The organism is Kitasatospora sp. NPDC004531 (assembly GCF_053602195.1).
Genome location: NZ_JBSGDD010000042.1, coordinates 1 through 22,001, shown reverse-complemented (window position 1 = coordinate 22,001; position 22,001 = coordinate 1). Strand labels below are relative to the sequence as shown.

At 71.8% G+C, this 22,001-nt stretch carries 23 protein-coding genes; 8 read left to right on the top strand and 15 right to left on the bottom strand.

The window, feature by feature from the left end; all coding sequences use genetic code 11:
* Nucleotides 1–5: 5 nt before the first annotated feature.
* The 4 genes from ACWEMJ_RS18515 to ACWEMJ_RS18500 all read right to left on the bottom strand — a co-directional run bounded on the left by ACWEMJ_RS18515 (nucleotide 6) and on the right by ACWEMJ_RS18500 (nucleotide 4,130).
* Nucleotides 6–1,580 carry an SCO6880 family protein gene (locus tag ACWEMJ_RS18515; RefSeq protein ID WP_452138125.1) on the bottom strand — a complete coding sequence of 525 codons (1,575 nt, stop codon included), beginning with the start codon at nucleotides 1,578–1,580 and terminating at the stop codon, nucleotides 6–8.
* Between the two features lie 7 nt (nucleotides 1,581–1,587).
* Nucleotides 1,588–2,778 carry a hypothetical protein gene (locus ACWEMJ_RS18510; RefSeq protein ID WP_452138124.1) on the bottom strand — a complete coding sequence of 397 codons (1,191 nt, stop codon included), beginning with the start codon at nucleotides 2,776–2,778 and terminating at the stop codon, nucleotides 1,588–1,590.
* A gap of 64 nt (nucleotides 2,779–2,842) precedes the next feature.
* Nucleotides 2,843–3,664 (bottom strand): hypothetical protein, encoded by an 822-nt coding sequence (locus ACWEMJ_RS18505; RefSeq protein WP_452138123.1) that lies wholly within the window; start codon nucleotides 3,662–3,664, stop codon nucleotides 2,843–2,845.
* A gap of 118 nt (nucleotides 3,665–3,782) precedes the next feature.
* Nucleotides 3,783–4,130 carry a hypothetical protein gene (locus ACWEMJ_RS18500; protein ID WP_452138122.1) on the bottom strand — a complete coding sequence of 116 codons (348 nt, stop codon included), beginning with the start codon at nucleotides 4,128–4,130 and terminating at the stop codon, nucleotides 3,783–3,785.
* Between the two features lie 248 nt (nucleotides 4,131–4,378).
* On the opposite strand from ACWEMJ_RS18500, the gene ACWEMJ_RS18495 reads away from it, so the two are divergent.
* Nucleotides 4,379–5,431, top strand: a complete 1,053-nt coding sequence (locus ACWEMJ_RS18495; RefSeq protein ID WP_452138121.1) for a C40 family peptidase — start codon at nucleotides 4,379–4,381, stop codon at nucleotides 5,429–5,431.
* A 177-nt stretch (nucleotides 5,432–5,608) separates the two neighbouring features.
* A complete protein-coding gene (locus tag ACWEMJ_RS18490; RefSeq protein WP_452138120.1) occupies nucleotides 5,609–6,346 on the top strand; it encodes a phosphatase PAP2 family protein in 738 nt (245 codons plus the stop codon).
* A gap of 12 nt (nucleotides 6,347–6,358) precedes the next feature.
* On the opposite strand, the gene ACWEMJ_RS18485 is transcribed toward ACWEMJ_RS18490, so the two are convergent.
* Complete coding sequence (locus tag ACWEMJ_RS18485) at nucleotides 6,359–6,547, bottom strand: hypothetical protein (RefSeq protein ID WP_452138119.1); 189 nt, start codon at nucleotides 6,545–6,547, stop codon at nucleotides 6,359–6,361.
* A 150-nt stretch (nucleotides 6,548–6,697) separates the two neighbouring features.
* Between ACWEMJ_RS18485 and ACWEMJ_RS18480 the strand changes: the two genes are divergently transcribed.
* Both ACWEMJ_RS18480 and ACWEMJ_RS18475 read left to right on the top strand, forming a co-directional pair.
* Nucleotides 6,698–7,528 (top strand): hypothetical protein, encoded by an 831-nt coding sequence (locus tag ACWEMJ_RS18480; protein ID WP_452138118.1) that lies wholly within the window; start codon nucleotides 6,698–6,700, stop codon nucleotides 7,526–7,528.
* Nucleotides 7,529–7,649: 121 nt separating this feature from the next.
* Nucleotides 7,650–7,838, top strand: coding sequence for a hypothetical protein (locus ACWEMJ_RS18475; RefSeq protein WP_452138117.1), 189 nt, complete (start codon nucleotides 7,650–7,652; stop codon nucleotides 7,836–7,838).
* Nucleotides 7,839–7,863: 25 nt separating this feature from the next.
* On the opposite strand, the gene ACWEMJ_RS18470 is transcribed toward ACWEMJ_RS18475, so the two are convergent.
* Nucleotides 7,864–8,220: a metal-sensitive transcriptional regulator gene (locus ACWEMJ_RS18470; protein WP_452138116.1), complete on the bottom strand. Its 357-nt coding sequence runs from the start codon at nucleotides 8,218–8,220 to the stop codon at nucleotides 7,864–7,866.
* A 254-nt stretch (nucleotides 8,221–8,474) separates the two neighbouring features.
* Here ACWEMJ_RS18470 and ACWEMJ_RS18465 point away from each other — a divergent pair, with 254 nt between their 5' ends.
* Both ACWEMJ_RS18465 and ACWEMJ_RS18460 read left to right on the top strand, forming a co-directional pair.
* Complete coding sequence (locus ACWEMJ_RS18465; protein WP_452138115.1) at nucleotides 8,475–9,095, top strand: DUF47 domain-containing protein; 621 nt, start codon at nucleotides 8,475–8,477, stop codon at nucleotides 9,093–9,095.
* A 5-nt stretch (nucleotides 9,096–9,100) separates the two neighbouring features.
* Nucleotides 9,101–10,096, top strand: a complete 996-nt coding sequence (locus ACWEMJ_RS18460) for an anion permease (protein WP_452138114.1) — start codon at nucleotides 9,101–9,103, stop codon at nucleotides 10,094–10,096.
* Nucleotides 10,097–10,226: 130 nt separating this feature from the next.
* On the opposite strand, the gene pstB is transcribed toward ACWEMJ_RS18460, so the two are convergent.
* From pstB to ACWEMJ_RS18415, 9 genes are all read right to left on the bottom strand, one after another.
* A complete protein-coding gene (pstB, locus tag ACWEMJ_RS18455; RefSeq protein ID WP_380372985.1) occupies nucleotides 10,227–11,003 on the bottom strand; it encodes a phosphate ABC transporter ATP-binding protein PstB in 777 nt (258 codons plus the stop codon).
* Between the two features lie 41 nt (nucleotides 11,004–11,044).
* Nucleotides 11,045–12,124, bottom strand: coding sequence for a phosphate ABC transporter permease PstA (gene pstA / locus ACWEMJ_RS18450; RefSeq protein WP_452138113.1), 1,080 nt, complete (start codon nucleotides 12,122–12,124; stop codon nucleotides 11,045–11,047).
* Nucleotides 12,121–13,104: a phosphate ABC transporter permease subunit PstC gene (pstC, locus tag ACWEMJ_RS18445; RefSeq protein WP_452138112.1), complete on the bottom strand. Its 984-nt coding sequence runs from the start codon at nucleotides 13,102–13,104 to the stop codon at nucleotides 12,121–12,123. The genes pstA and pstC overlap by 4 nt, the downstream gene beginning before the upstream one ends.
* 165 nt (nucleotides 13,105–13,269) lie before the next feature.
* Nucleotides 13,270–14,400, bottom strand: coding sequence for a phosphate ABC transporter substrate-binding protein PstS (pstS, locus tag ACWEMJ_RS18440; protein ID WP_452138111.1), 1,131 nt, complete (start codon nucleotides 14,398–14,400; stop codon nucleotides 13,270–13,272).
* A 250-nt stretch (nucleotides 14,401–14,650) separates the two neighbouring features.
* On the bottom strand, nucleotides 14,651–15,067 hold the full coding sequence (locus tag ACWEMJ_RS18435; RefSeq protein WP_452138157.1) for an NUDIX hydrolase: 417 nt from the start codon (nucleotides 15,065–15,067) through the stop codon (nucleotides 14,651–14,653).
* A 130-nt stretch (nucleotides 15,068–15,197) separates the two neighbouring features.
* Nucleotides 15,198–16,268: a CHAD domain-containing protein gene (locus tag ACWEMJ_RS18430; RefSeq protein ID WP_452138110.1), complete on the bottom strand. Its 1,071-nt coding sequence runs from the start codon at nucleotides 16,266–16,268 to the stop codon at nucleotides 15,198–15,200.
* A 91-nt stretch (nucleotides 16,269–16,359) separates the two neighbouring features.
* Nucleotides 16,360–18,726 (bottom strand): RNA degradosome polyphosphate kinase, encoded by a 2,367-nt coding sequence (locus ACWEMJ_RS18425; protein WP_452138109.1) that lies wholly within the window; start codon nucleotides 18,724–18,726, stop codon nucleotides 16,360–16,362.
* Between the two features lie 297 nt (nucleotides 18,727–19,023).
* A complete protein-coding gene (gene mshD / locus ACWEMJ_RS18420) occupies nucleotides 19,024–19,944 on the bottom strand; it encodes a mycothiol synthase (protein ID WP_452138108.1) in 921 nt (306 codons plus the stop codon).
* Nucleotides 19,945–19,990: 46 nt separating this feature from the next.
* Nucleotides 19,991–20,632, bottom strand: a complete 642-nt coding sequence (locus ACWEMJ_RS18415) for a TetR/AcrR family transcriptional regulator (RefSeq protein WP_452138107.1) — start codon at nucleotides 20,630–20,632, stop codon at nucleotides 19,991–19,993.
* 97 nt (nucleotides 20,633–20,729) lie between these two features.
* Between ACWEMJ_RS18415 and ACWEMJ_RS18410 the strand changes: the two genes are divergently transcribed.
* Both ACWEMJ_RS18410 and ACWEMJ_RS18405 read left to right on the top strand, forming a co-directional pair.
* Nucleotides 20,730–21,503, top strand: a complete 774-nt coding sequence (locus ACWEMJ_RS18410; RefSeq protein ID WP_452138106.1) for a glucose 1-dehydrogenase — start codon at nucleotides 20,730–20,732, stop codon at nucleotides 21,501–21,503.
* A 31-nt stretch (nucleotides 21,504–21,534) separates the two neighbouring features.
* Nucleotides 21,535–21,897, top strand: coding sequence for a YrhB domain-containing protein (locus ACWEMJ_RS18405; RefSeq protein ID WP_452138105.1), 363 nt, complete (start codon nucleotides 21,535–21,537; stop codon nucleotides 21,895–21,897).
* Nucleotides 21,898–22,001 lie beyond the last annotated feature (104 nt).

The following is a 22,001-nucleotide window of genomic DNA, read 5'->3' as shown; positions in this document are numbered from 1 at the left end:
GGGGGTCAGCGGCGGATGCCGGTGGCGAACGGCAGGGTGTTGACGAAGGCCCGGTGGTGCTCGCGGTCGCACCACTCCAGCTTCAGGTAGCTCTTGCCCGCCGAGGCGCGGATGGTCCGCTTGTCCCGGGCCAGCGCCTCCGGGCTGCGCGAGGACACCGTCAGGTAGCCCACCAGGTTCACCCCGGCCGCGCCGGACGCCAGGTCGTCGCCGCGCTGGTCCACCCGGCCGGTGTGCGCCAGGTCGCGCGGGTCCACCGTGCGGTTCATCTTCGCCGCCCGGCTGGCCTCCGCCTCGTCGTTGGTCTTCTCGGTGAGCATCCGCTCGATCGCGACGTCGGTCGGCTCCAGGTCCATGGTCACCGCGACCGTCCGGATCACGTCCGGGGTGTGCACCAGCAGCGGCGCCAGGAAGTTCACCCCGACCGGGGTCAGCGGCCACTCCTTGATCCACGCGGTGGCGTGGCACCACGGCTCCCGGGTCGCCGACTCCCGGGTCTTCGCCTGCAGGTACTGCGGGTGCGTGGCGTCCAGCTCGGCCGGCCAGGCGTTGCGCCTGCTCATCGCCTGGATGTGGTCGATCGGGTGGTCCGGGTCGTACATCGAGTGGATCAGCGAGGCCAGCCGGGCCTGCCCCAGCGGCTGCCGCACCCGGATGTCCGCCTCCGCCAACCGGGCGCAGATGTCGGTGAGTTCACGCGCCATCACGGTCGCCAGGCCGTCGTCCCCGCGGTCCCGCTTGCCCTCCCCGCGCCCGTACGCGGTCCGTCCCATCGCATGCGCCTCGGACGCCAGCTCCCGGGTGTACTGCATGCAGGCCACCAGATACGCCCGGTGCTGCTCCGAAGAGGTCGACACCATCGACTGCAGCTGGTCGTAGCTCTCCTGCAGCCAGCGCGGCGCCGAGTGGTCGCCGCGCCGCTCCACGTCCTTGGCGTGCGCGTCCGGGTCGGCCGGCAGCGTCCGGGCCAGGATCTGCAGCCGCGTCACGAAGCCGTCGCCGTTGGCCACGTGCTTCAGCAGCGTGCCGAACCGGTCGACCAGCGCCTCCTGGTCCTCCGAGTCGCGCAGGCCCACGCCCGGGCCCTCGATCTCGATCGCCGCGGTCACCGTGCGCCGCTCCAGGTGCATCAGCACCGCGACCTCGTCCGGCCCGAACGGCGCGGTCAGCCAGCGCAGCCGCCCCACGCCCGGCGGCGGGCCGACCTCCACCTCGCGCCCGTCCAACCGCGTCCCGGCCTCGTGCACCTCCGGCTTCCACACCGCCCGGCCGCTGCGCACCGTCCGCCGGTACGTCCGGTTGATCTCCACCCACTTGTAGAACGTCCGCCGCCGGTACGGCACGTACACCGCCATGATCGCCAGCAGCGGGAAGCCCACCAGGCCGGCCAGCCGCAGCGGCAGGATCGGCACCCCCAGGCCCCACAGCATGCCCAGGCCCGCGCCGGCGATGATCAGCACGATCTCGCCGGTCTCCCGGTTGCGCCCGATCGGCGCGTTCGGGCGCGCCTTGCCGATCAGGTAGCTGCGGCGCTGCTGGGCGTACTGGGTGCCGTACTGGCCGAACTGTTCGCTGCTCATCTACCCGTCACCCTCCCTTCGGGTTGTTGACCGGGGCCTGCGACTGCGCGGGCGGCGCGGCCGCCCGACCGGGACCGGCGGGACGGGACGCGTGCGCGGCGATGCCCGGGGCCACCCCGCCACCGCCCGCGCCCGGCGAGGCGTTCCCGGCCTGCGGGCCGACGCGCGAACCGTGCGTCGAAATACCCTGCTTCACCAGGTTCGCCGGGCCGTTGATCATCGCACTGCCGGCCTGCACCGCGCTCGCCCGGGCCCGCCGCATCGACAGCAGCTCGTCGCCGAAGCCCGGCACGAACCGGTACACCGCGGCGCTCGCGAAGATCGACAGGAACAGGATCGCCAGCCCGCTCAGCACCCGCGCGAAATCGTCGTCCGCGCCCGAGCCGGTCGCCACCGCGCCCGCCAGGCCCAGGATGATCACGATGATCGGCTTCGCCAGGTCGACCGCCAGCATCATCGCGGCCCACCGGCGCACGTGCTTCCACAGCTGCTTGTCCACCAGCCCCGCGTACACCGCCGTCCCCAGCAGCGCGCCCACGTACAGCATCGCCGCCCGGATCACCAGCTCGATCCACAGCACCGCCGCGGCCAGCACCGCCACCAGCGACACGATGATCAGGATCAGCGGGCCACCGCCCATGGTGCCCTTGTCCAGGGTGTCCGCGAACCCGCCCAGGTACGTCCCCGTGTCGGACTTCGTCCCCGCCGCGATCGCTTCCGTCATCCCGTCGGTGACCGTCACCACCGTGTACAGGATCAGCGGCGTGAACGCCGAAGCGATCACCGTCAGCCACAGGAACCCGACCGCCTCGCCGAACGCCTGCCCCAACGGCGCACCCCGCACCGCCCGCTTCGTCACCGCCAGCAGCCACAGCACCAGCGTGACCACCGTCGACACCGCGAACACCACCGCGTACTGCTGCAGGAACGCCGCGTTCGTGAAGTCGACCTTCGTCGTCCCGTCGATCGCCCCCGCCAACTGCCGCACCACCCAGGCAGCGGCCTGGGCACAACCCTTCGCGAGCGACCCGAGGGGGTCGGTGACGTTGGAGACGGAATTGCCGCCGGGGATGTACACCGCATCGGGGGGAGTGCACAGCTTGTCGGCGCCCGGCACCGGGACGTCCACCTTGCAGGTCGGCTGGGCGCTGGGACTGGGGTCGGCGGTGGCGACCCTGGCCACCGCGAGCATCACCATCTGAAGGACGGCGCTCGCGCCGGCCAGTGCTGCGACTCGGCGGCCGAAGCCTCTGCCCGATCCGTCAGCGCGCATAACGGAAACCTCCGAACTGCTGGACGGCATCCGTGATCTCCTCCGAGGTCGCGGCCTGTTGGTCAGCGGGCAACGGGGCCGGGCCTGCCTTCCGGCTGTAATCGATGAGCTTCCAGTCGCTGCCGGTCCAGCGCAGCGTGATGTTGAGCGTGTACCAGTTCTCGGTGACCGGGATCGTCGAGGCGTCGCCCGTCAGCCCGACCAGCGAGTTGCACCACACGTCCACCTTCGTCCCGGTGTCCGAGTAGTTCGCCAGGTCCGCGCCGATCGGAACGGTACGGCTGATGAACGTCAGGCCCTTGGGCGCGCCGCCCTTGGCGTCGAGGCCGTAGCGCGCGTTGGTCTCCGGGGAGAACGCCTGGTCCAGGCGGGATTGGAGGGTGGGGAGGGTGGTGGGGTCGGCGAGGGTGGCGAGGATGGTGTGGCGGGTGTCGGGGCGGAACATGTCGGTGGAGCCCAGCGCGACGGCGTAGTTGGCGGCGGCGGACTGCGCGCCCTGGTCGGTGTGGGGGTAGCCGGTGGCGATGCCGTTGGTGGTGGTGGTGACGGGCTGTTGGCCGGTGGCGGCGGTGTGGCCGGCGGTGGGGGTGGCGCCGCCCTGGGCCTGGTCGCCGGAGGCGGCGGCGGGGGTGCGGCCGGGGACGGCCTTGTCGCGGTTGGCGATGGCGACGGCGACCACCAGCAGGGTGACGATGCCGAGGATGGTCAGGAGGGTGCGCAGCGGCCGGGCCTGGCGGCCTGCCGCGGGGGCGGTCTGTTCGGCGACCGGTAGCCGCGTGCGGGTGTGCGGCTGGTCGTCGGACAACGGCACGGGGCCCTCCTGGTGCGGCGTCACCGCGTGGGGGACGCGGCGTGACGGGTGTTCTCGGTGTCGGCGCGCGGGACGCGGTGCGTGGGTCGGCGCGGGTGGGACGGGAGTCGGCGGGTCGTCAGATCGCCATGCCGTAGACGATGGTGAACAGGGTGCCGAGCGAGCCGATGATGAAGACGCCGGTCAGGCCGGCGATGATCAGGCCCTTGCCCTGTTCGGCGCTGAAGGTGTCGCGCATCGCGGTGGCGCCGATCCGCTGCTTGGCGGCGCCCCAGATGGCGATGCCGAGGCAGAGCAGGATGGCGACGGCCATCACGACCTGGACCATCACGCGGGCCGAGGAGCCGAGCGAGGCGAACGGGCCCCAGTCGGGGGCGATGCCGCCGATGATGGTGTCGATGTTGGCCTTCTTGGGCGGGTCCTCCGCCAGGTACCGGATCGTTGTGCTGTCCACGTTCAGGTTCATCCCATCTCACCGCCCGATCAGGAAAATTCAAGGCCCCGGACCACGGTCGAGCGAAGGGGCAGGTCCTATTCTTGGCCAGATCTGACGTCGACTTGGCTGCTTCTCGCGGATCGCTCGTGGTGGCCGGACGCCTCCGCCAAGATGTCCGGTAGTCCGAGGATACTGCCCGCCCTTGGTATCTGTGATGATTGCACCGGGCAATAACGCAACGGGACATGGCAGCTGACGATCCGTCGGGATGGTGCGGGATGGTGCTCCGGAAGGCGAAGCTCGCGGGTGCCGCGACCGCGGTGGTCGCCGTCGGGTTCGTCGGGGTGGTGACGCTGGGGACGTACGCGGCCAGCGGGGCCCCGGAGCGCTCCGGTGAACTGGCGCTGTCCGGTGGGACGGTGCCGGCGCAGTACCGGGCGCAGATCCAGAAGTGGGGCCTGCTGTGCCCGGAGATCTCGGCGCCGATGCTGGCCGCGCAGCTGTACCAGGAGAGCGGTTTCGACCCGTTGGCGAAGAGCCCGGCGAAGGCGTACGGGATGGCCCAGTTCCTGGAGGGGACGTGGGCGACGTACGGGACGGACGGCAACGGCGACGGCAAGTCGGACATCTGGAACGCGGAGGACGCGATCGCCTCCGCCGCCACCTACGACTGCGCGCTGGCCCGGGACGTCGCGAACGTGCCCGGGGACAAGCAGGCCAACATGCTGGCGGCGTACAACGCGGGGCCGTACGCGGTGATCAAGTACAACGGGGTGCCGCCGTACCGCGAGACCCAGGGGTACGTGAAGAGCATCAGGGCGCTGGCCACCTCGTTCACCGCGCCGCCGAAGCCGGGGGCGCAGTTGGCGCTGTCCAAGGAGGCGGCGGGGGCGATCTACTTCGCGCAGAGCAAGTTGGGCACCGACTACCTGTGGGGCGGCACCGGACAGGCCTGGGAGGACGGGCGGTTCGACTGCTCGGGCCTGACCCGGGCGGCGTTCGAGAGCGTGGGCATCACGCTGCCCCGGGTGGCCAACGACCAGTGGTACAGCGGTCCGCACCCGTCGCGGGACCAACTCCGGCCGGGCGACCTGGTGTTCTTCGCCAATGACCTGGAGGATCCGCGCACCATCCACCACGTGGGGATCTACGTCGGCGGCGGGTACATGATCGACGCCCCGCACACCGGCGCCAAGGTGCGCTACGACACCATCAACCAGCGCGACTACATCGGGGCGACCCGGGTCACCCCGGACGGGGCGGCGGCGCTGCCGGCCCGGAACATGAACGACGGCACCATCACGGCGGGTCAAGGGCCGGCAAAGAGCTGACAGGGCGTCCGGTCGGCATGTGCATGCGGGGTGGACGCTGAGTCAAGTTTGCATAACAGCACGTTTCGGCGGAACCCCCGACCGCCCGGATCGCGTTGACTCAGGAGGCTGCCGGACGTCCGCACCCGGCCGCACGGACCGGGAACCACTGCGGAGATGCGGACAGGGAGGTGCGGCGTGCCCACGCTGCTCGCCGATGCCGGAGCCGGTTCGGGCGATCCCGACCTGGGTGTGCTCAAGGCCGTCAACGGCCTGGCCGCCGACGCGCCCGGCTGGCTGGACTCGCTGGTCTCCTGGACCGCCGAGTACGGCATCCTGCTGGGCCTGGCCGCGATCGGACTGACCGCCTGGCTGAGCGCCCGCCGCCGCCCGGACGCGCCGGTCGCGGTCGCCGGGGTGCTGTGGGCGCCGATCGCGGTCGCCATCGCCGAGCTCGCCAACCTGCCGATCTCGGCCATCGTGGACCGGCCCCGCCCGTTCGTCGACCACCCCGAGATCGACGTGCTGGTGGCCGGCAAGGAGGACACCCTGTCCTTCGTCAGCGACCACTCGGCGATGTCCATGGGCATCGCCGTCGCGGTGTTCCTGGTCAACCGCAAGCTCGGCGTGGCCGCCGGGGCGCTCGCCCTGCTGCAGGGCTTCTGCCGGATGTACGTGGGCGTGCACTACCCGACCGACGTGATCGGCGGCTACGCGCTGGCCACCGCCGTGGTGCTGCTGCTCGCGCCGATCGCGATGGCCGTGCTGGTGCCGCTGTGCCACGCGCTGTCCCGGACGGCGCTGCGACCGCTGGTGATGGCCAAGGCCCCGGCGGCGGCCGGCGGCCGGCGTCGGTCGGCCGCCCCGGCCGGGGGCCGGCTCGGCCGCGCGGGCCGGCGGGCGGAGCGCGACCGGGAGTCGGATCTGGCGGCCTGACGGCCGGCCGGGTCAGTCGGCCGGGTCCGGGTCCGCCTCGTGCCCGGCCGCGTCCCGCCGGGCCTTGTCGCGGGATCGCCGCCCGGGGGCGTACCAGCCGCAGTCGCACTGGGCGAAGCAGAAGGAGCCGCGCTCCACCACCTCGGGCCGATGGTCGTTCCGTGCTGCCAAGCCGGTCGTCTCCGGCTTCCGGTCTGCCACGTGTTTCACGGTAGTCCCCTCCGGCCCCAGAACGGCACGGGTGTCCGAGACGTAACCTTCCGCGCCCCAACTCGTTTGCCGGGCAGGCGCGCTGCCCATCCGGGGCGGCTGCTTGCCGGGTCGTCCGGGGCGCAGGGGGTTGTCGAAGTCGTGAAGAAGCTCAACGGGGTCGCCGCCGCGGCCGTGCTCGCCGCGCTGCTGACCGCCTGCACCGGCGGCGGGCAGAACCAGGACAGCTCCGCCGACCAGCTGTCCGCCGACCCGCTGACGGCGGTGCGCTCCGCCGCCGACATCACCGGCCGCACCGGCTCGGCGCACGCCGTCACCGAGCTGAGCACGGAGTCGGCGGAGAAGAAGTCGGTGTTCCACGGCACCGGCGGCTACGACTACGTGAAGCGGCTGGGCCGGCTGGAGATCGACGTCCCGCCGGGTGCCGCCACCAGCGGGAGGATCACCGAGGTGGTGCTGCCCGGCACGGTCTACCTGCAGAACAGCGGCGCCAAGATCCCCGAGGGCAAGTGGGTCAAGCTGGACGTCCGCCAGCTCCCGGACGGCAACCTGGTGAGCTCCGGCGCCACCGACCCGGCGACCGCGGCGGGCGCGCTGCGCGGCGCGCAGACCGCCGAGCTGGTCGGCGCCGAGACGGTGGACGGCGTGGAGCTGAAGCACTTCAAGGGCACCCTGGACCTGTCCAAGGCCGCCGACGCCACCGGCGGCCGCGGCGCGGACGGGCTGCGGATGGCCGGGCAGACCTTCACGGTCAAGGAGGTCCCGTACGAGGTCTGGCTGGACGGCCAGGGCCGGCTGCACAAGGTGGTGGAGAACTTCACCTTCGCCGGGGTGGCCGGCTCCACTGCCGCGAAGGACCAGGTGAAGGTGGTCTCCACGCTGCGGCTGAGCGACTTCGGCAAGCCGGTGGAGGCCGCCGAGCCGCCCGCCGGCGACCTGTGGTCGATGAAGCCCTCGCCCTCCCCGAAGTGACCGTCCCACCCGTTTCGGACACCAGAGATGGCCCGTCCGTGCCATGTGGGCGGGCCGCCCGCTGCCTACGCTGGTACGGGGGCCGGTCGGCACGGACGGGGCGCGGAAGGGGTGGAGGCCAATGGCAACCGGGGAGAGCGGCACCGGCGGCCACGACAGCACCGCGCTGGACGAGATCGACCTGGCCGGCGAGCTGATGATCGCCGCCTCGGCCAGTCACGCCGAGCGGCTGGCCGCCGAGCAGATCGACCGGGTGCTGCTGCGCAGAGACGCCGCTCAGCCGTCCGGCGCGGCGGGCACGGACGGCTGAGCGGTCGTCGGGAACGGGCGGTGCGTCAGGTGCGCAGCAGGCGCGCGATGGCCGCGCTGGCCTCGGAGACCTTGGCGTTCAGCTCCTCGCCGCCGTCCTCCGCCGCGGCCGCGGCCGCCACGCAGTGCGCCAGGTGCTCCTCCAGCAGCGACAGCGCGAAGGACTGCAGCGCCTTGGTGGAGGCGGAGACCTGGGTGAGGATGTCGATGCAGTAGACGTCCTCGTCGACCATCCGCTGGAGGCCGCGGATCTGGCCCTCGATCCGGCGCAGGCGCTTCAGGTGGGATTCCTTGTCGGCGCTGTAGCCGTGCGGGCCGTCGCCCTGCACCGCTCCGTGGCAGGCCGGCGCGGTTTTGGTGCTGGGGGTGTCGATGGTGGTCATCCCGGTCCGCCCTCTTGGTTTCGGTACTCGGCCCTCCCCCGGCCTTCGGCCGGGAGGTGTCCCCAGTTTCCAACATTCGGGGCCCGCGCGGTGTTCCGCCGTCCGGGCGTCAGCTCAGAGATCCCCGTGCAGAGCGGGAGCAAACCGGCGTGTCGTGGGACACACTTAGGGCGCGCGTCGGCAGCCCCGTGCTCGGACACGCCGGGCGTGCGCCTAGCATCGTCAAGTACCGACCCCGCACATCGGAGATTTCCGTGCGTTTTAGCCTGACCCCGAAGGAGACGAGCTTCTACGACATGTTCGCCGCCGCGGCGGAGAACCTGGTCGTCGGATCGAAGCTCCTGCTGGAACTACTGGGCTCGGACGTGTCCGCCCGCGCGGAGATCGTCGAGCGCATGCGCGCCGCCGAGCACGCCGGGGACGACACCACCCATGCGATCTTCCACCAGCTGAACTCCTCGTTCATCACCCCGTTCGACCGGGAGGACATCTACACGCTGGCCTCCTCGCTGGACGACATCATGGACTTCATGGAGGAGGCCGTCGACCTCGTCGTGCTGTACGACATCGAGACCCTCCCCAAGGGCATCGAGCAGCAGATCGAGGTGCTGGCCCGGGCGGCCGAGCTGACCGCCGAGGCGATGCCCAACCTGCGGTCGATGTCGAACCTCACCGAGTACTGGATCGAGATCAACCGGCTGGAGAACCAGGCGGACCAGATCCACCGCAAGCTGCTGGCCCACCTGTTCTCCGGCCAGTACGACGCGATCGAGGTGCTGAAGCTCAAGCAGGTCGTGGACGTTCTCGAAGAGGCCGCCGACGCGTTCGAGCACGTGGCCAACACGGTGGAGACCATCGCCGTCAAGGAGTCCTGAGCTCCGTGGACATGGCAGCACTGATCGTCGTCGTCGGCGTCGCTTTCTTCTTCACTTACACGAACGGCTTCCACGACTCCGCAAACGCGATCGCCACCTCGGTCTCCACCCGGGCGCTGACGCCCCGGGCGGCGCTGGCGATGGCGGCGGTGATGAACCTGGCGGGCGCCTTCCTCGGCAGCGGGGTGGCGAAGACCGTCTCCGAGGGGATCATCGCGACCCCGACGGGCTCCAAGGGCATGGCGATCCTGTTCGCCGCGCTGGTCGGAGCGATCGCCTGGAACCTGGTGACCTGGTACTTCGGCCTTCCGTCCTCCTCCTCGCACGCGCTGTTCGGCGGCATGGTGGGAGCGGCGCTGGCCGGCGGCACCGACGTGGTCTGGCACGGCGTGGTGGAGAAGATCATCCTTCCGATGATCATCTCTCCGGTCGTCGGCCTGATCGGCGGCTTCCTGGTCATGCTGGCGATCCTGTGGATCTTCAAGAAGGCCAACCCGCACAAGGCCAAGCGCAACTTCCGGGTGGCGCAGACCGCCTCGGCCGCCGCGATGGCGCTGGCCCACGGCCTGCAGGACGCCCAGAAGACCATGGGCATCGTGGTGATGGCCCTGACCATCTCCGGCCACCACTCCGGGACGGGCATCCCGATCTGGGTGAAGATCTCCTGCGCCCTGATGCTCTCGCTGGGCACCTACGCGGGCGGCTGGCGGATCATGCGCACCCTCGGCCGGAAGATCATCGAGCTGGACCCGCCGCAGGGCTTCGCCGCCGAGGCCACCGCCTCCGCGGTCATGTACGTCACCTCGTTCGTCTACGCCGCGCCGATCTCCACCACCCACGTGATCACCTCGGCGATCATGGGCGTGGGCGCCACCAAGCGGGTCCGCGCGGTCCGCTGGGGCGTGGCGAAGAACATCGTGATGGGCTGGTTCATCACGATGCCGGCGGCGGCGGTCGTGGCCGCCGCGATGTTCGGACTGGTCAATCTGATCGTCCTCTGAGCGCACTGACCGGCACAGCGGAAGGGCCCGCCCCCACAGCACGGGGGCGGGCCCTTCCTCGCTCCGCGGCGGCACCGCCATGCAGCGCCGCGGAGCAGCCGGTGGGCTCGGCGCCTGGGCGCCGGGCCGGTCAGCCGAAGCGGCCGGAGATGTAGTCCTCGGTGGCCTGGACCGACGGGTTGGAGAAGATCCGCTGGGTGTCGTCCAGCTCGATCAGCTTGCCGGGCTGGCCGACGCCCGCCAGGTTGAAGAACGCGGTGCGGTCGGAGACGCGCGCCGCCTGCTGCATGTTGTGGGTCACGATCACGATGGTGAACTGCGACTTCAGCTCACCGATCAGGTCCTCGATGGCGAGGGTGGAGATCGGGTCGAGGGCCGAGCAGGGCTCGTCCATCAGCAGCACCTCGGGCTCGACGGCGATCGCCCGGGCGATGCACAGGCGCTGCTGCTGGCCGCCGGACAGGCCCGCGCCGGGCTTGTTGAGGCGGTCCTTGACCTCGTTCCAGAGGTTGGCGCCCTGGAGGGACTTCTCCACCACGCCGTCCAGCACGGACTTCTTCTTGACGCCCGCCAGCTTGAGGCCGGCCACCACGTTGTCGTAGATCGACATGGTGGGGAACGGGTTGGGGCGCTGGAACACCATGCCGACCGAGCGGCGGACGGCGACCGGGTCGACGTTCGAGCCGTACAGGTTCTCGTCGTCGAGCATCACCTTGCCCTCGACGCGGGCGCCGGGGATCACCTCGTGCATCCGGTTGAGGGTGCGCAGGAAGGTGGACTTGCCGCAGCCGGAGGGGCCGATGAACGCGGTCACCGAGCGGGGCTCGATGGTCATCGAGATGTCCTCGATGGCGCGGGTGGAGCCGTAGTAGGCGGACAGTCCGCTGACGTCGATGCGCTTGGCCATGATCTTTCGTCTTCTCTCGTCTGTTCGTACGTCAGTCGGGGTCAGCGTCCGCCCTTGGGCGAGCGCCAGCGCGCGATGCCCCGGGCGATGAGGTTGAGCCCCATCACGAAGGCGATCAGCACCAGCGCCGCGCCCCAGGCGCGCGTGTAGCCGAACTCGTTGTTGACCTGCGAGTACTGCTGCCAGATGTAGAGCGGCAGCGACTGCTGCGGTCCGTTGAACGGATCGTTGTTGATGAAGTCGGCGCCGAACACCAGCATCAGCACGGGCGCGGTCTCGCCGGTGATGCGGGCGACCGCCAGCATCACGCCGGTGGTGATGCCGCCGATGGCCGTGGGGAGCACGATCCGCAGGATGGTCTTCCAGCGCGGCACGCCGAGCGCGTAGGAGGCTTCCCGCAGCTCGTTCGGGACGAGCTTGAGCATCTCCTCGGTCGAGCGGACCACGACCGGCATCATCAGGATCGCCAGCGCGAGGCTGCCGGAGAAGCCGGAGTACTGGAAGCCGAGCAGGATGTTCCAGAGCGAGAGGATGAACAGACCGGCGACGACCGACGGGATGCCCGTCATCACGTCGACGAAGAAGGTGACCGCCTTGGCGAGCCGGCCGCGGCCGTACTCCACCAGGTAGACGGCGGTGAGCAGGCCGATCGGCGCGGCGATCAGGGTGGCCAGCAGGACCTGCTCGATGGTGCCGATGATGGCGTGGTAGATGCCGCCGTCCGGGCTGAGGGTGGCGACGACGCCCTTCATCGAGTGGGTGAGGAACTCGGGGCTGATCGCCCCGATGCCCTGCTGCACGGTGTAGAAGGTCAGCGAGACCAGCGGCACCACGGCGCAGATGAAGGCGACCCACACCAGCGAGGTAGCGAAGCGGTCCTTGGCCTGCCGGCGGCCCTCGACCGAGGCGGAGACGGCGTAGCTGGCGGCCAGGAAGACCAGCGCGGAGAGCAGGCCCCACTGGAGGTGGCTGGCGAGGCCGGCGACGGCGCCGATGCCGCAGCCGACGGCGATCGAGGCGACCGCGATGCCCGCCGGCGCCCAGCGGGGCAGCCGGGCCGCGGTCAGCCGGTGGTTGAGCTGCGGCGGGGTGGCTTCGGTGACGGTGGAGACGGTACTCACGCGGCGGCCCCCGAGTACTCCTTGCGGCGGGCGATGATGACGCGGGCGGCGCCGTTCACCAGCAGCGTGATCACGAACAGGACGAGGCCGGAGGCCATCAGCGCGTCCCGGCCGAGCGGCTGGGCCTCGCTGAACTTCAGGGCGATGTTCTCCGCGAAGGTGCCGCCGCCCGGGTCGAGCAGGTGCAGCGTCAGCTTGCTGTTGGTGGACAGCACGGTCGCGACCGCGATGGTCTCGCCGAGCGCGCGGCCGAGGCCGAGCATCGACGCGGAGATGATGCCGGGGCGGCCGAACGGCAGGACGGCGGTGCGGATCATCTCCCAGCGGGTCGCGCCGAGCGCGAGCGCCGCCTCCTCGTGCATCCGCGGGACCTGGCGGAACACCTCGCGGGTGACCGCGGTGATGATCGGCAGCACCATGATCGCCAGCAGGATGCCGACCGTGAACAGGTTGCGCGGCGGGACGCCGGCGCTGGACTGGTCGAAGATGTACGTCCAGCCGAGGTACTGGTCCATCCAGCTGGTCAGGCCGTCCATGTGCGGCACCAGGAACAGCACGCCCCACAGGCCGTAGACGATCGACGGGACGGCGGCCAGCAGGTCCACCAGGTACGCGAACGGCTGGGCGATCCGGCGCGGCGCGTAGTGCGAGATGAACAGCGCGATGCCGACCGCGACCGGAACGGCGATGGCCATCGCGATGAGCGCGCTGACCAGGGTGCCGAAGGTGAGGACGGCGATGCCGAACACCGGCTTGGCGGCGTCCGGCGTCCACTCGAAGGTGGTGAGGAAGTTGCCCTCGTTCTTGCCCAGGGCGAGGGCCGAGCGGTAGGTCAGGAATCCTGCGATGGCGGCCATGATGACCAGCAGCAGGATGCCCGCACCGCGGGAGAGGTTGAAGAACACGGCGTCACCGCGGCGGCTGTCGCCGCGGCGTCGTGGGGTCCGTCCCCGCGCGTCGGCGGGGGAGGAAGAAGTCATGATCGTTTACTCCGGTCTGGCGGCGCTGCCCCGCGGAGGGCGGCACCTTGGCGGCGGTGCCCCGGACGTTCTGGTGGTGGGTGGTGCGGGTGGAGCTTCGACGCGGCCCGGCCGGGCGGCCCCTCCCCCTCCTTCGGGGGCCGCCCGGCCGGTCGTCGATCAGCCTCAGGCGAGGGCGTCGATCTGGGTCTTCACCTTGCCGGCGAGCTCCTTGGGCAGCGGCACGTAGCCGACCGCGCCGATGGCCTGCTGGCCCTCCTCGCTGACGGTGTAGGTCAGGAAGGACTTCAGGGCGGGCAGGGTCTCGGCCTTGTTGCCCTTGTCGCAGACGATCTCGTAGGTGACCAGGGTCAGCGGGTAGGCACCCTCGGCCTTGGTCGCGTAGTCGATGTCCAGCGCCATGTCCGCGCCCTGGCCGACGACCTTGGCGTTGGCCAGGGTGGTGGCGCCGTTGGCGGCGGTGGCCTCGACCGGCTTGGAGGCGCCGGTGGCGATGGCGGCGCTGTTCAGCTTGTTGGTCTGGGCGTAGGACAGCTCGACGTAGGAGATCGAGTTCTTGGTCTGCTTGACCTGGGCCGCGACACCGGCGGAGCCGTTGGCGGACTGGCCGCCCTGGCCGGCCCAGCTCTTGGCGGCCGGGTACTTCCAGTTGCCGCCGCCGGCCTTGGCCAGGTAGGCGGTCAGGTTCTGGGTGGTGCCGGAGTCCTCGGAGCGGTGGATCGCCTGGATGTCGGCGGCCGGGAGGTTGACGCCCGGGTTCAGGGCGGCGATCTCCGGGGCGTTCCACTTGGTGATCTGCGAGTCGAAGATCTTGGCCAGCGTCGGGCCGTCCACGATCAGCTTGTTGACGCCCTCAACGTTGAAGACGATCGAGATCAGGCCGCCGACCATCGGCAGGTCGATGCCCTGGCCGCCGGTGCAGACCGTCTTCGAGGCGTCGATCTCGGACTGCTTCAGGGCGCCGTCGGAGCCCGCGAAGGCGATCTTGCCCTGGTTGAACTGGGTGACGCCCGCGCCGGAGCCGCCACCGCTGTAGGTCAGGGTGGTGTTGGCGCAGGCGGTGCCGTAGGCGGCCTTCCAGACCTCGATGGCCGGGGTCTGCGCGGTCGAACCGGCCGCCAGCAGCTGGCCGCCCTTGTCGGAGCAGGCGATCTTGGCCGCAGGGGCACCGGAGGACGAGCCGTTCGCGGCGGGCTTGGTGTTCTCGTCCGTGCCGCAAGCCGACAGCGACAGCGTGGAGACGAGCGCGACGGCACCGATGGCGAGGGCCTTGGAGCGGCCGTTCCGCAGGTTCACAGGGTGTCCCTTTCTGAGGCAATACCGGCCGCCGCGCGACCGGATTTGCTGTGGTCCGGGGCCCTATCGGCCCTCCGGTAACCCCGAAGTTAGGCAGATCAGGTGACGCGTCAGTCCGTCACAAATGAACGGGGAGTGAACCTCGGACGGATGTCAGGAAACCTGGGCCGGTAGTAACGGTTGCGTCACAGGGAGGGCGCGGGCAGATCACCCGTCGGGGGAACCCGAACCACCGGGGCGGGGCAAGGCCTCAGTGCTCGGCGCGCAGCAGCTCCAGCAGCGCGTCGATCAGCACCCGGTCGCGGGGGTGGGTCAGCCGCTGCCTGGCCCGGCGGGGCGGGAGCCACTCCAGCCGGTCCACCTCGCGGTTCGGCCGGAAGGCGCCGCCGGTGGGGACCGCCGCCCAGTACCGGACCTCCTTCGGCCGGCCCTGCACCCGGTAGTGCTGGGTGGGGAGCTCCGGGCCCAGCACGCAGTGCAGGCCGGTCTCCTCGCGGACCTCGCGGAGCGCGGCCTCCTGCCAGCCCTCGCCCGGGTCGAGCTTGCCCTTCGGCAGGCTCCAGTCGTCGTACTTGGGGCGGTGCACCAGCGCCACCCGGGGCTTCTTGCGGCTGCCGTCCTTGCGCGGCGGGCCCGGCACCCAGAGCACCGCGCCCGCCGCCAGCACCGTCGAGCGGGCCCCGGCGGCGGGGCGGCGGTCGGTGCGGGCGCCGCCCGACCGGGCACGGGCGCGGTCGGGCGGGGACGGGCGGTCGGGGAGCTGCGGCACGCGATCCATCCGGGCGGGGAACGGGGGGTCAGTCCGGCAGCACCGCGGCCGGGCCGGCCAGCCCGGGCGACACCACCGGCCACTGGCGCCCGAAAGCGTACCGGGCGGCCTCCACGTCCAGCCGCTGATCGGCGTGCACCACGCCCAGCACGTACGCCGTGGCCGGGGTGATCCGCGGCGTGCGGGCGGCGGTGGCGACGGTGGCCGCCGCGTCCGAGGCCTCCTGGTGGCGGGCCAGCACCCGGTCCAGCTCCAGGAGTTCGCCGTCCGGCGCGTGGCACACCTCCAGCGCGTACCGGGCCCGCTTCACCAGGATCCGCACCCGCAGCCACGGCGCGTCGTCCGCCGCCAGCGCCACGTCGGCCTCCGCCGTACCGCGCGCCGCCGGGACGGTGCCGGGGTCGGCCGGGGCGGTGCCCAGCCGGTGCAGTCCGGCCCCGGCGTAGGCCTGCGCGGAGCGCTGCCAGGGCAGCCGTTCGACCTCCGCCACCAGCGCGCCCAGGGCCGCCGCGGTCAGCGGCAGCAGCGCCGGGGCCGGCTCGGCGGCGGTCTCCGGCAGCAGCGGCACCTCGCCGGCCAGCAGCGTCATCCGGTCCGCCAGCGCGTGCAGCCGGGCCGAGCGCAGCTCCTGCAGCAGCGCGGTGTGGGCGCGGGTGCGGGCCAGTGTCAGCTGGCGTTCCAGCAGCGCCCGGGCCTTGGGCGCGCCCGGGTGGCCGGCCAGCATGCCGGCCCCGTCGGGCCCGGTGTCGGCCAGCGAGTCGACGGCGCCGAGCAGCCGGTCGGCGCGGCTCCGGTAGCCGGGTTCCTGGGCGAGCAGTTCGACCAGCCAGCGCAGCTCGGTCCGCGACTCCTGCGCCCAGAACGGGTCGAAGAGCGGGGCGAAGGTGTGCAGCGCCCCGCCGATCCGGCGCACCGCGCGCCGCAGGTCGTCCGCGGCCTGTGCCGACGCGGGCAGCGCACCCGGTCTGGAGCCCGCCTCGCCGACCGCCTGCGGCAGGGCGCGCAGGAACGCGCCCGCCTGGGCGGTCAGGTAGCCGGCAAGGACCTCCCCGGCGGTCGCGGCGCGCGCCACCGGGGCCGTCGTCGGCGCATCGGTCATGGCTGTGGCTCTCCCCGATTCCTTCCCCGGGTGCGCCCCGGGGCTGCATGCCGCCCGCGCCGGGGGCCTCCCGGCGCGGGCGGGGTGCCGCTCAGCGTGCGGCGGCGGAGCCGCGGTTGCGGCGGCGTGAGTCGATCAGCAGGTCCTGGACGTGCCGCAGCGGGCGGCCCTCGGCGTCCTGCGCGTGCCGGATCCAGGCGCCGTCCGGGCCGAGGTGCCAGGAGTCGGTCTCGTCGGAGACGCCGAGGTCCAGCAGCCCGTTCAGTTCGGCCCGGTGCGCGGGGTCGGTGACCCGTACCAGGGCCTCGATCCGGCGGTCCAGGTTGCGGTGCATCATGTCGGCGCTGCCGATCCACACCTCGGGGTCGCCGCCGTTGCCGAACACGAACACCCGGGAGTGCTCCAGGAACCGGCCGAGTATGGACCGCACCCGGACGTTCTCGCTCAGCCCGGGCACGCCCGGCCGGATCGCGCAGATGCCGCGCACCCACACGTCCACCGGCACGCCGGCCTGCGAGGCCCGGTACAGGGCGTCGATGACCACCTCGTCGACGATCGAGTTGACCTTCAGCTTGACGAAGGCCGGGCGGCCGGCCCGGTGGTGGGCGATCTCGCCGTTGATCCGGGCGACCAGGCCGTCGCGCAGGCCGCGCGGCGCGGTCAGCAGCCGGCGGTAGGACTCGCGGCGCGAGTAGCCGGACAGGCGGTTGAACAGGTCGGAGAGGTCGGCGCCGACCTGCGGGTCGGAGGTCAGCAGGCCGAGGTCCTCGTACAGCCGGGCGGTCTTCGGGTGGTAGTTGCCGGTGCCGACGTGCGAGTAGCGGCGGAGCGTGTCGCCCTCCTGGCGGACCACCAGCGACAGCTTGCAGTGCGTCTTCAGCCCGATCAGGCCGTAGACGACGTGGCAGCCCGCCTCCTCCAGCTTGCGGGCCCACTTGATGTTGGCCTGCTCGTCGAAGCGCGCCTTGATCTCCACCAGGACCAGCACCTGCTTGCCGGACTCGGCGGCGTCGATCAGCGCGTCCACGATCGGCGAGTCGCCGGAGGTGCGGTACAGCGTCTGCTTGATCGCCAGCACGTGCGGGTCGGCGGCGGCCTGCTCCAGGAACGCCTGCACGGAGGTGGAGAACGAGTCGTACGGGTGGTGCAGCAGCACGTCGCGTTCGCGCATCGCGGCGAAGATGTCCGGCTGCGAGGCCGACTCGACGTCGATCAGGCCGCGTGCGGTGCCCGCCACGAACTTCGGGTAGCGCAGCTCCGGGCGGTCCAGGTCGGCGAGGCCGAACAGGCCGGTCAGGTCGAGCGGGCCGGGCAGCGGGAAGACCTCGGCCTCGGTGATGTTCAGCTCCCGCACCAGCAGGTCCAGGATGTACGGGTCGATGGACTCCTCGACCTCCAGGCGCACCGGCGGGCCGAAGCGGCGCCGCATCAGCTCCTTCTCCAGGGCCTTGAGGATGTTCTCGGTGTCGTCCTCCTCCACCTCCAGGTCCTCGTTGCGGGTGACCCGGAAGGCGTGGTGGGCGAGCACCTCCATCCCCGGGAACAGCTCCTCCAGGTGCGCGCCCATCACGTCCTCCAGCGGCACGTACCGCTGCGGCGAGGCCTCCAGGAAGCGCGACAGCAGCTGCGGCACCTTCACCCGGGCGAAGTGCTTGTGCCCCGACACCGGGTTGCGCACCACCACCGCCAGGTTCAGCGACAGTCCCGATATGTACGGGAACGGGTGCGCCGGGTCGACGGCCAGCGGCGTCAGGACGGGGAAGATCTGCTGCCGGAACAGCGTGTGCAGGCGGGTCTGCTCGGTCTCCGCCAGGTCCGGCCAGCGCACCAGCTCGATGCCCTCGGCGGCCAGGTCGGGCAGCACCTCCTGCTGGAAGGTCGCGGCGTGGCGGGCCATCAGCTCGCGCGAGCGGCGCCAGATCAGGTCCAGCACCTCGCGGGGCTGCAGGCCCGACGCCGAGCGCTGGGCGACGCCGGTGGCGATCCGGCGCTTCAGGCCGGCCACCCGCACCATGAAGAACTCGTCCAGGTTGGACGCGAAGATGGCCAGGAACTTGGCGCGCTCCAGCAGCGGGATGTTCGGGTCCTCGGCGAGCTCGAGCACCCGCTCGTTGAACGCCAGCCAGCTGCGCTCGCGGTCCAGGAACCGGCCTTCCGGCAGCTCGGCCTCCTGGCCGCCGCGCGCGCCGTCCGCGGCGGCGGCCGTGCCGGCCGCGCCGCTGCCGAGGAACGTCGCCGCCACCGCGGCGGGCAGGGCGGTGGTCGCCCGGGCCGGCTCGGCCTTGGCGCGCGGCTTCGGCTCCTTGGCCGCGGCCCTGGACCTGGCCTTCCCGCCGGGCCGGGCGGTCGGCTTCTGCTCGGTGCCGGACTCTCTGCTGGGCTCTCTGCCGGACGCGGCGGCGGACACGGCCGTGGACTCGGCCGCGGCCGGGTCGGAGACGGGGCGCGGGATGCTCATCAGTTCCAGCTCCTCCTGCAGGACGTGGTCCCGGCGGGACGAAGGACACACCTCCGCACGCTGCTCGTCCTCGTCGACCCACGGCCACCCACCCGGCGCAGCCGGAACCGGCCCGGCCGGGCGGCGGGTGGAGCGGTGACGCGGACGGGGCAATACGGACGACATTCTGTGATCTTCGCGGCGCCAATTGAATCCACGGTAAACACCGCATGGCCGGGAGGAAAGCTGAGTCCGTCACCCCTGTGGCGGTTACCGGACGGCCTCGTCCGCCCGGCACCCGCCCGCTCCCCGGCGCGTTCAGCGCTCCGCGGAGGGCTCCCAGCGGTACATCAGGTCGACCTCGTGGACGGCGAAGCCCAGGCGCTCGTACACCCGGACGGCCGCCGTGTTGTCGGCGTCCACGTACAGCATCACGGTCGGCAGCCCGCGTTCCAGGATCAGGTGCCGCAGGCCGGCCGCGGTGAGCGCCTTGCCCAGGCCGCCGCCCTGCTCGGCCGGGTCCACGCCCACCACGTAGACCTCGCCCAGGCCGTCCGGCTGGGTCTTGGTCCAGTGGAAGCCGACCAGCCGGCCGTCGCGCTCGGCGAGGAAGAAGCCCTTCGGGTCGAACCAGGGCTCGGCCATCCGCTCGGCCAGGTCCTGCTCCGTCCACGAGCCCTGTTCCGGGTGGTGGGCGAACGCCAGCGCGTTGAGTGCCAGCCAGGCCTGCTCGTCGCGGCCCGGCTCGAAGGTCCGCAGCTCGACGCCGGCCGGCATCGGTGCCGGCTCCGGTGCCTCGGCGGTGCGGCGCATCTGGCGCAACTCCCGTACCAGCTCGGCACCGTGGACCTCGGCCAGGTGCCGGGCCGCCGGCAGGCCGCCGTGCGCCCAGAAGTCCAGCCCGCCGGCCGCGCCGTCCAGCACGGTACGCACCAGCGCCGCGCCGAGGCCCCGGCCGCGGTCGGCCGGGGCGACGGTCAGCTCGACCGTCCCCGGGCGTTCGCCCTCGACCTGGGCATAACCCGTCACCCGGCCGTCCGCCAGCTGCACCAGGTGCCGCACGCCCGGTCGCGGGCTGTCGGGGCGGATGCGCAGGCGGCCCGCCTCGGAGACCGCCTCGCGGCCGTCCGCCCGGGCCGCCTCCGTCAGCAACTCGCGCACCAACGCGGCCTGTTCCGCCGTCAGCACCTCGACGCGCTCGACCCGGCCCTCGCCCGACGTGTTCTCAGCAGTCTGCATACCGCCGAGCGTACGTCCTCGGGGACGCTTTCCGGGGGCGGTGCGCTCAGGCGGCCGGACTGTCGGCCGGGCTGTCGGCCACCGGCCAGGCGTGCATGGCCAGTTCGGCCGTGGCGGTCAGCTCGGCGGTGTCCGCGCCGTCCCGGGAGCGCTGCGACATGCCTTGCAGCACCGCGCCGAAGTACCGTGCCAGCGCGGCCGGTTCGGCGTCCGTCGGGAGTTCGCCGAGGCGCTTGGCGGTGGACAGCTTCTCCTCGAAGCCGGCCAGGTTGGCCGCCCGCAGATCGCGCAGGAACACCGCCACTTCGTCGTCCTGGGCGGCGACGTTGGCGGCCGCGCTGATCACCAGGCAGCCCGCCGGGTGCGCCGGATCCGCGTAGATCCGCGCCGCGTCCCGCAGCAGCCGGTCGAACGCCGCCCGGACGGTCGGCTCCTCCGCGAACGCCAGGCCGACGAACTGGCCCATCGGGGACTGCTGGTAGGCCCCCACCACCTCGCGGAACAGCGATTCCTTGTCACCGAACGCCGCGTACAGGCTGCCCGGCTTGATCCCCATCGCCCCGGTCAGCTCGCCCACCGAGGTCGCCTGGTAGCCGCGCTCCCAGAACAGCCTGGTCGCCGCCGCCAGCACCGCCGCCCGGTCGAAGGCGGGCGGGCGGCCTCGTCTCGCACCTGTACTCGTCGTCATGGCATCCATTTTAGAGCGATCACTCAATAAGTGCGCCGGGCCGTGCTACGGTCTTTCTTGAACGAGCACTCAATAAGTTGGGACGGGGTCAACCACCATGTCTGCACGCGCACTTGACGGCAAGATCGCCCTGGTCACCGGCGCTTCCCGGGGTATCGGCCGCGGCATCGCCGAGCGGCTCGCCCAGGACGGCGCCACCGTCGCCATCGGCTACGCCCGCGACCACGACGCCGCCACCACCGTGCTGGAGAAGATCCGCGCCGACGGCGGCCGGGCCTTCCTGGTCCACGCCCCGCTCGGCAGCCACGGCGACGCCGCCCGCCTGTGGGCCGCCTTCGACGAGGCCGGCCGCGACTACGCGCCCGACGGCCGGCTCGACATCCTGGTCAACAACGCGGGCATCGGCCGCAGCTCCACTCTCGCCGAGCTGACCGAGGAGGAGTTCGACGAGGTCTTCGCGGTCAACGTCCGCGCGCCGTTCTTCGTCGTCCAGCACGCACTGACGCGCCTGCGCGACGGCGGCCGCATCATCAACATCTCCAGCGGCGTCGCCCGCATCGCGATGCCCGACATCATCGCCTACAACGCCACCAAGGGTGCCCTCGACAACTTCACCCTCAACCTCGCCGCCCAGCTCGGCCCCCGCGGCATCACCGCCAACTCCGTTCGCCCCGGCATCGTCGACACCGACGTCAACGCCTCCTGGCTCCGCGACAACCCCGCCGCCCAGCAGCAGGCCGCCGCCCTCTCCGCCCTCGGCCGCATCGGCCGGCCCGACGACATCGCCGACGTCGTCGCCTTCCTCGCCACCCCCGACGCCCGCTGGATCACCGGCCAGGCCATCGACGCGACCGGCGGCTCGCACCTGTGACCCCCGGCATGCCTGGTGCAGACTCGCATCCATGATCACGAAAGAGCGCGCTGCCGAACTGGTCGAGGCACTGCTGGAGAGACGACGCGGGGAGGTGGCCTGGATGGCCCGCCTCCCCGAACTCGCCATCCTCCGCGTGGAAGAACACACCGCCGGCTGGCTGGTCTTCTGGCAGTCGGCGGAGTTCGTCCGCACCCGGAACCGGCGCACGGCCCTGATCGGCTCCGGCCCCTACCTGGTGGACCGCCACGACGGCAGCATCCACCACATCCCGACCACCACCTACGTCGGCGGCTGGGACGACCTCTACCCCCGACGGGCCACAGGAACGCCGGAGCAGTCCGGAACGGACCGCCGGCTGCCGATCGAAACCCTGGCCGGCCCGATTCTCTGAGAGCCCGGGAACGCGAAAAAGCCCCCCGCCAGAAATGGCGGGGGGCTTTCCCTGAATAATTGTTCGGCGGCGTCCTACTCTCCCACAGGGTCCCCCCTGCAGTA